The 12213-nt window shown below is 51.3% G+C and carries 11 protein-coding genes and 1 other RNA gene; 2 read left to right on the top strand and 10 right to left on the bottom strand.

The window, feature by feature from the left end; all coding sequences use genetic code 11:
• Window positions 1-264 precede the first annotated feature (264 nt).
• Window positions 265-555, top strand: a complete 291-nt coding sequence (locus KJA68_RS08295) for a hypothetical protein (protein WP_246487122.1) — start codon at window positions 265-267, stop codon at window positions 553-555.
• A 66-nt stretch (window positions 556-621) separates the two neighbouring features.
• Here the strand turns inward: KJA68_RS08295 and KJA68_RS08290 are convergent, their stop codons facing one another.
• Window positions 622-1875, bottom strand: coding sequence for a tyrosine-type recombinase/integrase (locus KJA68_RS08290; protein ID WP_213036470.1), 1254 nt, complete (start codon window positions 1873-1875; stop codon window positions 622-624).
• A gap of 161 nt (window positions 1876-2036) precedes the next feature.
• Window positions 2037-2405, bottom strand: a transfer-messenger RNA (tmRNA) gene (gene ssrA / locus KJA68_RS08285).
• Between the two features lie 455 nt (window positions 2406-2860).
• On the opposite strand from ssrA, the gene KJA68_RS08280 reads away from it, so the two are divergent.
• On the top strand, window positions 2861-4786 hold the full coding sequence (locus KJA68_RS08280; RefSeq protein WP_213036469.1) for a DNA repair helicase YoaA: 1926 nt from the start codon (window positions 2861-2863) through the stop codon (window positions 4784-4786).
• Window positions 4787-4871: 85 nt separating this feature from the next.
• Here the strand turns inward: KJA68_RS08280 and rimO are convergent, their stop codons facing one another.
• The 8 genes from rimO to KJA68_RS08240 form a co-directional block, all read right to left on the bottom strand.
• The gene (gene rimO / locus KJA68_RS08275) at window positions 4872-6194 is read right to left on the bottom strand and encodes a 30S ribosomal protein S12 methylthiotransferase RimO (RefSeq protein WP_213036468.1); all 1323 of its coding nucleotides are present in this window, start codon (window positions 6192-6194) and stop codon (window positions 4872-4874) included.
• Between the two features lie 120 nt (window positions 6195-6314).
• Entirely contained in the window at window positions 6315-7094 is a 780-nt protein-coding gene (locus KJA68_RS08270; protein ID WP_213036467.1) for a ZIP family metal transporter, read from the bottom strand.
• Between the two features lie 123 nt (window positions 7095-7217).
• The gene (locus tag KJA68_RS08265) at window positions 7218-8093 is read right to left on the bottom strand and encodes an MBL fold metallo-hydrolase (protein WP_213036466.1); all 876 of its coding nucleotides are present in this window, start codon (window positions 8091-8093) and stop codon (window positions 7218-7220) included.
• Window positions 8090-8944, bottom strand: a complete 855-nt coding sequence (locus KJA68_RS08260; protein ID WP_213036465.1) for a radical SAM protein — start codon at window positions 8942-8944, stop codon at window positions 8090-8092. The genes KJA68_RS08265 and KJA68_RS08260 overlap by 4 nt, the downstream gene beginning before the upstream one ends.
• Before the next feature lie 4 nt (window positions 8945-8948).
• Entirely contained in the window at window positions 8949-9944 is a 996-nt protein-coding gene (locus KJA68_RS08255; RefSeq protein WP_213036464.1) for a peptidoglycan DD-metalloendopeptidase family protein, read from the bottom strand.
• Complete coding sequence (locus tag KJA68_RS08250) at window positions 9941-10597, bottom strand: protein-L-isoaspartate(D-aspartate) O-methyltransferase (RefSeq protein WP_246487121.1); 657 nt, start codon at window positions 10595-10597, stop codon at window positions 9941-9943. Before KJA68_RS08250 ends, KJA68_RS08255 begins: the two co-directional genes overlap by 4 nt.
• A complete protein-coding gene (surE, locus tag KJA68_RS08245; protein ID WP_213036463.1) occupies window positions 10594-11346 on the bottom strand; it encodes a 5'/3'-nucleotidase SurE in 753 nt (250 codons plus the stop codon). The genes KJA68_RS08250 and surE overlap by 4 nt, the downstream gene beginning before the upstream one ends.
• Before the next feature lie 344 nt (window positions 11347-11690).
• Window positions 11691-11885 (bottom strand): hypothetical protein, encoded by a 195-nt coding sequence (locus KJA68_RS08240; RefSeq protein WP_213036462.1) that lies wholly within the window; start codon window positions 11883-11885, stop codon window positions 11691-11693.
• Window positions 11886-12213: the final 328 nt, after the last annotated feature.

The raw sequence follows: 12213 nt of genomic DNA, 5'->3' as shown, positions 1-12213 counted from the left end.
GAAGCCCCTTTTGTGCAGCCGGATGACTTGCTTTCGCCTCTCGTGCAACTGTTCCAGCGTTTGGTATCGCGCGTCTTCTTTTTCCATGCCTGGTTGGAGATGCCGAATACTTAAAAGTTCAATCTTTATAAGGCCGGATCAATAAGCATTAACAGAAATCACACCATTGCCGTGCAGTTTGCCACGCTTGCGCATGAATTGGCACACCTGTGTCTGGGTCATCTTGGTCCCGACAGGGCGCTCAAGGTACCATGGCGGTCGCCCATGAACCATGCACAGCGGGAAATCGAGGCAGAATCAGTGGCTTATTTGGTTTGCGCGCGTAATGGCGTTCAATCCAGGTCGGAAACTTATCTCAAGAATCACATCGAAAATCACACTACCGTCGATCAGCTTGATTTATACCAGATCATGAGGGCAGCGGGCCAGGTGGAAGCTTTGCTTGGCCTGACAGCACACATGAAATACGACAAACCCGCAGCTCCCAGGCAAATGGATTTGTTTGAACCTAAGCCGAAGTTGGATTTATTGAATCAGGATTTATTGGATCAATAGGCACGCTCCCACTGGGTATGGCTGCCAGCATTGCTGCCAAGGGAATCCGCTGGTTCATACCAACCATCAGGCCGCTTTGGTTTTTAGCGGGATGACCGCTGCCCCGCGCTGCGCGGCGGCAAGCTGCTTGCCCCACCACTGAAACAGTTTGACCCGCTCATCAAACCGCTCGCCCCGGTCATAGGCTCGCGCAACTTCATTGTCGTGGACATGATCCAGGGCAAGTTCCACCACATCGCGTGCAAAGCCGTGATCACGTGCCAGCGTGGAAAATGCGCTGCGCCAGCCGTGCGGAGAATGTTTTCCTCCCAATGCCAGGGTTACGCGGTACACTTTTTCGATGGCTTCGCGCCCGATGTGCTTACCACCTTGCGGCGAGGGAAACACAAAGCCTTTTCCTCCGAATATTTCGCGCCAATGGCGCAACTCCCCGGCAATTTCTGGCGATAACGGAATGCGGTGGTCTATGGGCCGGGTAGTCACTTTCATTTTCACGCGCGGCACAATCCAGACAGCTTGCTCGTCATCCAGGTAAAACTCTTTCCACTCGGCGTTAACCACATTGCCAATGCGCATCGCTGTGAAGGCACACAGGCGGTGTGCCATGCGCACGGATAAGGACAGCCGCGCTATGTCCGCACGGCGCAACACATCGCCCAGCGCAGCAAAATCCAGCAAAGCTGACATACGCCCGGTGTCCTTCTTGCGAGGAAGTATCTCACGGGCAGGCAACGCCGGATTATCGCGGCATAACCCCTTGGCCTGGGCATAGCGGAAAACGCCGTTCAGGTGCTGAAGAATGCGGGTGGCGGTTTCAAGCACGTCGCGCTTGTGAACGTCTTCAATAGTTTTTGCCACAATCGCCGGGGTAATGCTGGCGATGGGCAGCTTGCCAATGGCCGGATAAATGTCGCGCTCAAATGCCCGCGCCGACTTGGTGTAATGGCCTGCGCTCCATTCCTTCTGCTTCATTCCCAGCCATTCGCCCGCAACAAACTCAAAGGTGTTGTCGCTGGATGCGCTGGTTTCCGCCCGGTTAATGCGACGCTGGATAACCGGATCTTTGTGTTCACGAAGCATCGCCTTAACCTCGCCCAACTCAACCCGCGCCGCCGCTAGGGAAACTTCGGGATAATTGCCAATGGAATAAGTTTTTTCCCTACCCTCAATCCGATATTTAATCCGCCAACTGGCCGAACCCGCAGGCGTAATCAGAAGATACAGCCCCCCACCATCTGCAAGCTTCTTTCCATATACCCGTTGAGCAACGAAAGCCTTGCAAGCCTTATCGGACAAGCGATTAAAAATACCCCCAGCCATGATATTTTCCCCGGTTCAATCTCAATGAATACCCCCAATCATACCCCCTTTACAGCTGGATGCAATAGGATTTTTTGACACTTCAATGGACAATATTCATTCGGAAATACAAAGAAAAACGCCGTCACTTGGACGGCGCTGGAACCCTTTGGGGGTATTGTTGGTGGAGGCGGCGGGAATTGAACCCGCGTCCGCAAGCACTCTACAGGCAGTTCTACATACTTAGTCAGGTTGTTTAGTTTTCATCCGACAGACGCCAACCGACAGGCTGCTAACGGACAAGTCACCTAAATTTAATGCCAGGCAAAGTAACCCTGCATGACACGATTCCGTGTATATGACCTCACTCATCGCAACCTTGCGGCTTTGAGCCCCCCCACGGACAGTGGGGTGTGAGGTTTAACCGATTAAGCGGCTAAAGCGTACTTTTCGTCGTTTGCGACTATTTTTTTCCAGCTGATTTACGAGGTTGCGGGTCCTCGGTATGCCCTACTCTGCTTTGCTACCCACGTCGAAGCCAAGTCGCCCCCGGTTTCGATGTATCTGCTACCCTGATGTAGCGGATTGTAACAGCTTTGAATAATCAGCCGTGAAGAAGTTCCATATGTACACTGAATTAAATTGAGTACCCGAACCAGAAGGTCTTTGCTGCATCGAGCCAGCCATAAAAAGATCGGACCCCAGCTGTTACCAATTGTATTGTACGATATGCAGCTGGTTCCGAGCCATCTGAATGCAGTATCAGAAAATATTCCCAACCATGTCATTCCCGCAAGCAGCAAATCGACGCCACTCAGGAAAAGCCATACAACAGCATAGCATAGTAGAATTCAGCATCGACACACCGCAACCCTTGTTCCAGCTTAGATACAGACTGTGCCCAGACATTGCCCGGCTTGTAAATGAAATTAATGGCAACCCTCCTGATGAAGATGCATCCAGGCCGATGGCAAATGTATAGCCGGTCTTGTAAACAACGCCCTTCATGATCCATAACCAACTCGCTTTCTTGTTTTCTCCGGACGGTGCACTGGCAAAGCATATCCCCAATTTCCGCAGCCGACCGCAACAGGTGGAGATGGCTCAAGCCATTGCAGATGCCATTTCCGCCAACAGGCAACTGATCACCGAGGCCGGAACCGGAACGGGCAAAACATTTGCCTACCTGGTCCCTGCCTTGCTCGCAGGTGGCAAAGTGGTGATTTCCACCGGCACCAAAAATTTGCAGGATCAGCTGTACCAGCGCGATCTGCCCACAGTGCGCGATGCGCTTAAAGTCCCGGTTTCGACCGCATTGCTGAAAGGACGTGCCAATTATCTGTGCCACCATCATCTAGAGCGCGCGCAGTGTGATGGCCGTTTCACCACACGGGAAGATGCCCGTCATCTGGCCAGAATTGTAAAATTTGCCGACATCACCCAAACCGGAGACAAGAGCGAAGCGAGCAATGTGCCCGAAACAGCTCCTGTCTGGATGCAGGTGACCTCTACGCGGGATAATTGTCTGGGACAGGAATGCCCTCACCACAAGGACTGCTTTGTTTTAAAAGCGCGCAAGGAAGCAATGCGCGCCGATGTGGTAATAGTGAACCATCATCTTTTTTTTGCAGATTTGATGTTGCGCGACGAAGGTCTTGCGGAACTTCTGCCAGCCTGCAATACCGTCATTTTTGACGAAGCACACCAATTGCCCGAAACCGCCAGCCTATTTTTTGGCGAAAGCATTTCTACCTCGCAACTGACCGAGCTGGCTCGCGATACCCGGCTGGAAGCGGCAAATTCGGCCAGGGATTTTACCGCCCTTCCCGCCGCCACTGATGCGCTGGACAAAGCCGCTCGCGATTTGCGACTGGCATTCAAGCAGAATGAAGGACGCATGAATGCCAGTATGATGGAAAATTGGCCCGGCTGGACAGACGCCATGCTCGCGCTGGAAGACAGACTGCAGCAACTTAACAGACTATTGCAGCAACAGGCAGAGCGCAGTGAAGAACTGGAAAATTGCTGGCAGCGTGGACAGGCGCTGGCACAAAAAATCATGGAGTGGCAGGACCGGCAACAGATAGGGAAGGTGCGCTGGCTGGAAATTTTTCATCATTCGATACAGCTCAACACCACACCACTGTCTATCGCAGAAATATTCGCCGACCAGATTAAAGGGCGTCCGCGCGCCTGGATTTTTACCTCCGCAACACTTAGCGTAAAGCAGGATTTTTCTCATTATCAATCCGAAATGGGATTGCCTGACGCGCAGACTGCCTGCTGGGAAAGCCCTTTCAACTACTCGGAACAGGCACTGCTATATGTACCACGGAACATGCCCGATCCAAATCACCCGGATTACACCGAAGCGGTAGTCAAAGCTGCCCTTCCGCTGATCGAGGCCAGCAACGGGCGAGCTTTTCTGCTTTTTACCAGCCTGCGCGCCATGCAGCGCGCACATGACATCCTGATGGCACAGTTCGAGCGCAATCAGATTGAATTCCCGCTGATGCTGCAAGGAGAAGGTTCACGCAATGAACTGCTGGACCGTTTCCGGCAGCACGGCAATGCCATTCTGCTGGGCAGCCAATCCTTCTGGGAAGGGGTGGATGTCCGCGGCGAGGCTCTTTCTCTGGTTGTAATCGACAAACTGCCGTTTGCTTCCCCGGATGACCCGGTGCTGGCAGCGCGCCTCGCCCAGATGACCCGTCAGGGTCGGAATGCTTTCATGGAGTATCAGCTACCGCGCACGATCATCAATCTGAAACAAGGAGCCGGACGGCTGATACGGGACGAAACGGACCGTGGGGTACTCATGATCTGCGACCCACGCTTGATCTCGAAATCCTATGGCAAACGAATATGGCAGAGTCTTCCACCATTCAGGCGTACCCGCGAATTACCAGAGGCAGTGAATTTCTTCGAATAGTACAGGGGAAACTTTTCTCCCCGGCAAGAAACCCATCCCGTTCCTTGCCGAAAAACCGGCTTGCCTGCTTCCTGAATTTAACCCATCAAATGGTTTCCGCCCACAGGTCATGCTCGTCCGAATCAGTAATCCGGACCGTTACCAGGTCCCCTGTCTTCAAGGACTGACCGTTGTGTACATAAACCAGGCCATCAATTTCCGGCGCATCCGCAGAGCTTCGTGCAATCGCCCCTTCCTCGTCCACCTCGTCCACCAGCACCTGGATGGTTCTGCCTATTTTTTCTGAGAGACGTTCACCGCTGATTTCTTCCTGCAGTTGCATCAGGCGACCCAAGCGCTCCTGCTGAATCTCCGGAGGAACCGGGTCCGGCAGATCATTAGCCATTGCCCCCTCTACAGGTGAATACGCGAATGCTCCGACACGGTCCAGCTGCGCTTTTTCCAGAAAATCGAGCAGTTCTTCAAACTCCGCCTCCGTTTCGCCCGGAAAACCAACGATAAACGTGCTGCGCAGAGTTATATCCGGGCAGGTTTCGCGCCATTGGCGAATACGGGCCAGCACATTCTCGCTACTTGCGGGGCGTTTCATCAATTTCAGGATACGCGAGTTGGCATGCTGGAATGGTATGTCCAGATAAGGCAAAATTTTACCTTGTGCCATCAGCGGGGTCACCTCGTCAACGTGCGGGTAGGGATAGACATAATGCAACCGCACCCATACACCCAGTTCGCCCATCGCGCTCACCAGTTCAGTCATGCGCGTCCTGATCGGCCGACCGCCCCAGAAACCGGTGCGGTATTTTATATCCACACCGTAGGCACTTGTATCCTGGGAAATTACCAGAAGCTCTTTTACTCCCGCTTTCACCAGGTTTTCGGCTTCCTGCATGACATCTCCTACCGGACGGCTTACCAGATCGCCACGCATACTGGGGATAATACAGAAGGTACAGCGATGATTGCAGCCTTCAGAGATTTTGATATAAGCATAATGCCTGGGTGTCAGCCGGATCCCCTGAGGCGGGACCAGGTCACTATACGGATCATGCAGCCTGGGCAAATGAGCGTGTATGGCTTCCATGACTTCATCCGTCGCATGCGGACCAGTTACTGCCAGCACCTTGGGGTGCGCCTCCTTGACTACATTCCCCTTGGCACCCAGACAGCCCGTCACAATTACTTTGCCATTCTCAACCAATGCCTCCCCGATTGCCTCCAGCGACTCGGTTATAGCGGAATCGATAAAACCACAGGTATTAACGATCACCAGGTCGGAATCTGCATAATTCGGTGAAATGATATACCCCTCTGCACGCAAGCGAGTAAGAATATGCTCGGAATCAACGGTGGCTTTCGGGCAACCGAGTGATACGAATCCGACGCGAGGCACTGTGTTTGGTTTGCTCATGTTCAACTATTGACTGAATTGAAAAATAAATTGACAAATCTGCTTCTGAAGCAGGTTATCCTGTCTGGTGGCTGTCCATCTATCTGACTGCCCAAAGGGAACACCCGGAGGAAAAGCGGGTTACTCGGCCATGAATACGCTCATCAGCCATACCGTCCCGACCCCCAATACGATAAGTACGACCTGCTGCAGAGTATCGCGGAGATGCGCACGCTTGTGCAGGCCGGGTATCAGATCCGCCACCGCAATATAAATCATGCTTGCGGCAGCCAACGCCAGCAAGGTCGGTATCCACGATTGCATGGTCTGCAAGGTGAAATACCCCAGAATGCCACCCGCTACCGAAGAAAAACTGGAAATCAGGTTCAACTGGAAAGCCCGCAACTTACTGTAGCCTGAATACAGCAAAATAGCGAAATCTCCAACCTCTTGAGGTATCTCATGTGCGATGATAGCCAATGCGGCAACAATGCCAAGATTGACATCCGTCAGAAAGGCCGCAGCAATAATAATGCCATCCACAAAATTATGGAAAGTGTCTCCTATAATAATCAGCATGCCACTGCGCCCGTTGTCAAATCCATGGCCGGGTTCATGGGTTACATGCGCCTCGCAGTGTTCATGATGGCAATGCCTCCATAACACCAGTTTTTCCAGAATGAAGAAAAGCAGAATTCCAAACAGCACTGTGCCGCTTAAAACTGCCACATTCGGAGCCAGATGGATCGCTTCAGGCAGGATATTCAGGAACACGGCGCCAAGCAAGGCCCCAATTGCATAACTCACCATCCCACTCAGATAATTTTGGGTACGGTTGCCAAGAGCAAAAAAAGTTGCGCATACTATGCTCAATGTCCCCCCTGCAATACAGGAAGCAATAATCCAGGCAAGAATACTCATTGTGAATACTGAAAATAAACCAACTGCACATTATACCTAAACACAGGCAAGCCATACTGTGTGTGCATAATGGATTGCAGGAAATAAATTGCAAAACGGTAAAAATCGGGGCATCCGGCCCCGCTATAAAACGTTCAGCGGAATTTTTAGGTAGTGCTTACCGTTGCCTTCGGCTGGCGGAAACTCTCCGGCACGGATGTTCACCTGGATTGCAGGAAGAATCAGGGTAGGCATGGCAAGAGTAGCATCACGCCCGGTTCGCATGGCAACAAACTGCTCCTCGCTGATTCCAGCATGTACATGAATATTTTCGGCACGCTGCCTGCTGACCGTGGTTTCCCATTGCGGGGCGCGCTGACCCGGAGGGTAGTCATGGCACATGAACAGCCGGGTGTTAGCCGGCTTATTCAACAGCTTACGTATTGACTGATGCAATAAATGCGCATCCCCCCCGGGAAAATCGCAACGCGCTGTGCCCACATCTGGCATGAACAGAGTATCTCCGGTAAATACCGCGTCGCCGACCTGATAGGCCATGTCAGCTGGCGTGTGGCCCGGCACATACAATGCCTTGACAGTCAACCTGCCAATGTTGAATTCCTCATTTTCTTTCAACAGATAATCGAACTGCGATCCATCTGTCCTGAACTCCGGCCCCAGGTTATATATCTGTTTGAATACTTCCTGAACGATTTTAATCTTTTCGCCTATTGCAATTCTACCCCCCAGTTTTTGCCTGATATAGTGAGCCGCAGACAAATGATCCGCATGTGCATGGGTTTCGAGTATCCACTCCAGCTTTAAATCGTTCATGCGCACAAAGTCAATAATTCGGTCTGCAGATGCAGTGCGGGTACGGGCGGATTTTGGATCGTAATCCAGCACTGAATCCACAACTGCACAGGGAGAACTAGGCGTTTCATAGATCACATAGGAAACGGTAAAGGTCTCCGGGTCAAAAAAAGACTGTACGCATGGGAAATGAGTTTTATTGTTCATACCGCCACCTTTACTGGAATTCCCAATGCCCGAATCCGCTGGGCAAACAATTCAAGCTGCTGTTCTGGCAGAGCGGATAGCCGTGAAGCTTCCGGCTGCAGGGAAGGGCGTGCCACACTATAAAGCAGCACACCTTCCGGCCTGATATTGTTCCGCAGCAATCCGGACACAAAATTCAGGTAGTCATCCTCATCCCGCTTGCCGGGGAATTCCCCATCCAGCATAAACCAGCAGGTTTGCAACCAGGTCGGACATAGCGAAACAGATAGTGCGAGATGTTGTCGCACCCTGTCGATAGTGGTATGGGTACTATTGACTTGCCACATGCCAGCGCTGCTGGCTCGATCCAGCTTGAACCACACCTCTCCGTTTAACTGTGCCATCTTGCGCAGACCCTGCTGCACATAGTTACGGGCCAAAAGGCTGCCATTCGTGATCAGAACCAGCTTTATGCTGGAAGGCAACGCATCTTCCTGCTGCAACCTGCCAATCAAGGAAATGACCTGTTCGAATTCCCTTGCACTAGTTGGCTCGCCGTTTCCGGATAGTGCAATATCATTCACGCGATGCGCCCATGCCGGCACACGCTTCTCCATGAAGTCACCATGCAGCAGTTCATGAAAAAAACCCCGCAACTCCTGCTCCAGTAGTGCGAGGTCAATGCACGGTGCTGCACCGCGCTTTAATTCAGGTACCTGACAGTAAATACAGCGCCAATTGCAGGCATTATTGATATTGAGGTTGATACCGACGGAAACCCCACCCGCCCTCCTTGATACCACAGGGTAGACATAGGTCAACCCTGCACTGTCGCGATTATGATCGGTTGTACCCAGATTCCCGTTATTCATGAATTCATGATTTTGTAATGGACAAATATCTGGCAGGGTCAACTGGCTTGCCATATCGACGAATCTCAAAGTGCAAAATGACCTGATCGGCATCGGTATTACCCATCTCGGCAATCTTCTGCCCTCTGCTTACGTTCTGGCCTTCCTTGACCAGCAGTTGATCGTTATGGGCGTATGCACTCAGATATTCCTTGTTATGTTTAATAATAAGTAACTTGCCGTATCCCCGCAGGCCGTTACCGCTATATACCACCTTACCTGCGGAGCTGGCTACAATTGGCTGCCCCAGTTTTCCTGCAATGTTGATCCCCTTGCTACCGGATATTTCCGAAAATTCGTTTATAATTTTTCCTGACGTCGGCATAATCCATTCCAGCACAGCATCATCTTCCTCTGCTGCATAATTCGGCTTGGACTCAGACCGGGATACATATCTTGTTTGATCCTTGGAAGATGGGGCTGTTTCAGGCTTATAGACTTCCGGAACCTTTTCAGTTCCTGTCACGGTCTGCCCGCTGTAGGGAAGGCTGGTTACCTTCTGCTGGGTTACCGTGGAAGATTGAAGAGGCCTGCTTTCCACCATATTCATTGCCACAACTGGGGCAATAGGAGTACCTGGGATAGTGGATACAGCTAGAGAAGCAGCAGAAGGCAGGCGCAATTCCTGCCCAGCCTGGATCAGATCATGATTCTGAATGTTGTTTAATTCAGCAATATCCCGGTAATCCAGTCCATAGCTGAATGCTATGGTATACAGAGTGTCGCCCTTTTGTACCACATAAGTTTGCAAACTCCCGTCCTTGGCACGTGAAACCCCTTTAGCTGTTTGCCCTCCATCCGGAATTGCCAGTTTCTTCATATTTACTCCGCTTTCAAACTCGTGCTGTGCCTTTTTTTCCACCACTGGCGCCAGGGAACCGCTGGACGAGCAGCCCACTGCCATGACAAGGATTGCAAATGCCATGATCGGCAATCGAATAGAGAACAATTTAAGCTTCATACTTTCCCCATCAACAATGGCACAAATTTCACCGCTTCCAGACGAGTTTCACGAAACCCCCTGGGTCCGCGTTCAACCAGACATAAACACTGCTCCTGCGATCCCAGTGGAAGAACCATCCTACCTCCAACGGCCAGCTGCTCAAGCAACGGCTGTGGAACATGGGTAGCTGCCGCCGCCATGATGATGCCATCAAATGGTGCCGCTGCAGGCAATCCAAGATTGCCGTCCGCATGATGCAAAGTAACATTCCTGATCTGCAGCTCTTTCAGATAGCCCGCAGCTCGGACATACAATGGCTGCAAGCGTTCTACCGAATATACCTGATGTGCCAGCTGTGCCAGCACCGCTGCCTGATAACCACAGCCAGTACCGACCTCCAGAACACGTTTTAGTTCAAGACCATTGCGCAAAATTTCAATCATCCGTGCCACCATATACGGTTGCGATATGGTCTGACCAAACCCCAATGGCAGCGACACATCATCATAGGAACGACTGGCAATCGCCTCATCGATAAATATGTGCCGCGGTACTGCATTCATTGCAGAAAGGACCATTTCATCCACTATCCCCTGCGCACGCAACCTCCCGATTAGACGCCCGCGCGTACGCTGGGATGTCATACCAATACCGGAATGGCGTTCATTCACGTGACACCCCCGATCAGCCAGTTTCGTACCGCATCCAGCTGACTGTACTGCGTCAGGTCAATCTGTAGAGGAGTTATGGATACGCATTGCCTCGCAATGGCGTTAAAATCCGTACCCGTTCCGGCATCCTGCTCCTTGCCAGCAGCACCTACCCAGAACACTGTTTCACCATGGGGGTTGATACTCTTCACCACCGGCTCAGCTTTATGACGTTTACCCAGACGAGTGACTTCACGCCCTTTCAACTGCTCATAGGGAATATCCGGCACATTTACATTCAGCAGCCACGGATGAACATGCGTGTTTTTTTCAAACTGCAGGACCAGGTCCTTCACCACGCGCGCTGCCGTGTCATAATGCGCCCATTTTCTGCCTACCAGAGATACGGCAATGGCCGGAATTCCCAACAGAAAACCCTCAGTTGCTGCTGCCACCGTACCTGAATAAATAGTATCGTCCCCCATATTCGCGCCGGCATTGATACCGGAAATAACCATATCCGGCTGTGTATCCAGCATCCCGGTTACTGCCAAGTGCACGCAATCGGTAGGAGTACCATTCACATAATAAAAACCATTGGCTGCACGGCGCAAATTAAGCGGTCGATCCAGTGTCAATGAATTGCTTGCCCCGCTACGATCTCTTTCAGGAGCTACCACAATTACCTCCGCAACCGCCGACAGCACTTCAGTCAGGCAAGCCAGGCCAGGCGAGAAATAGCCATCATCATTACTCAGCATTAGCATCATATTGCCACAATCCTTTTGTTCTACTCGAAGATCGCGCCTTTACACGCAGGCAGACTCCCGTTTTTATGCGCGATTTTTTACGCTTTCCCCGATGAAAAGCAAGAAAAATCCGTTTATTATCCCCTGAATTGCCCCCAGCATAAAACCTGTCCGGTAAATCCAACAGGTTTTTCACACAAACAGCAAATTTTAATATTTATTATCCATGACAGGTCAGGCAATCCCCCCAGAAAATCTGCATGCAACCAGAATCCCTACCCCTCTTCATGATCGGGGACACACATAATGACAAACCTGACCCTTATTACTGGGAGCGCCTGCAGGCGATGCTGGGGCAGCGAGATTTAATAAAGTGCATTCCTCTTCCCGTTGCAGGAACAGTTGAAACGAGATCCTGGAGAAAAACCCAACTCTGCATCCCACTGCCCGGACAACAAGCAAACTGCCTCATCCAGAAGACGGATTTCCTTGTCCGGGATACGTCGATGGGTATAGAGTGAATATCGAATAAAATAGGGAAAAACAATGACAATCCCCATGAACAAAACATAACCATAAGGAAAAAATGCCGACAGATGTTCGTGGCATTTACCACTAGGTGGTCAAAAATGCATGTATGGATACTGCTGCATTCCTCACCCAGCCAGGATTAGTTAAAATTGTGCCTCAATTTGGCTTTCTCTATTCCATTAAGGATTCTTATATGGACGCCTCCCGGAGATCAAGTGATTTTACATGTTTGTTTCGGGTATGGTCGCAGTCTTATATCCGGCCTGTTTGTGCAGACGGACAGCCTGCTGGCCCTGATGGAATTCGCTGACGAGGTCCTCATCTGAACATCGAACTGAAGGGTTCATTTTCCCTATC

Source organism: Candidatus Nitrotoga fabula, from assembly GCF_905221025.1.
GTDB lineage: Bacteria > Pseudomonadota > Gammaproteobacteria > Burkholderiales > Gallionellaceae > Nitrotoga > Nitrotoga fabula.
This window is presented reverse-complemented; position numbering and strand designations above follow the sequence as displayed.

Bases quoted from the DNA above. Each gene is read 5' to 3' on its own strand.
- KJA68_RS08240 (WP_213036462.1), bottom strand. From the start codon at position 11,885: ATGGGGATTGTCATTGTTTTTCCCTATTTTATTCGATATTCACTCTAT.
- rimO (WP_213036468.1), bottom strand. From the start codon at position 6,194: ATGAGCAAACCAAACACAGTGCCTCGCGTCGGATTCGTATCACTCGGT.
- KJA68_RS08255 (WP_213036464.1), bottom strand. From the start codon at position 9,944: ATGAAGCTTAAATTGTTCTCTATTCGATTGCCGATCATGGCATTTGCA.
- KJA68_RS08290 (WP_213036470.1), bottom strand. From the start codon at position 1,875: ATGGCTGGGGGTATTTTTAATCGCTTGTCCGATAAGGCTTGCAAGGCT.
- surE (WP_213036463.1), bottom strand. From the start codon at position 11,346: ATGATGCTAATGCTGAGTAATGATGATGGCTATTTCTCGCCTGGCCTG.
- KJA68_RS08260 (WP_213036465.1), bottom strand. From the start codon at position 8,944: ATGAATAACGGGAATCTGGGTACAACCGATCATAATCGCGACAGTGCA.
- KJA68_RS08265 (WP_213036466.1), bottom strand. From the start codon at position 8,093: ATGAACAATAAAACTCATTTCCCATGCGTACAGTCTTTTTTTGACCCG.
- KJA68_RS08295 (WP_246487122.1), top strand. From the start codon at position 265: ATGAACCATGCACAGCGGGAAATCGAGGCAGAATCAGTGGCTTATTTG.
- KJA68_RS08270 (WP_213036467.1), bottom strand. From the start codon at position 7,094: ATGAGTATTCTTGCCTGGATTATTGCTTCCTGTATTGCAGGGGGGACA.
- KJA68_RS08280 (WP_213036469.1), top strand. From the start codon at position 2,861: ATGATCCATAACCAACTCGCTTTCTTGTTTTCTCCGGACGGTGCACTG.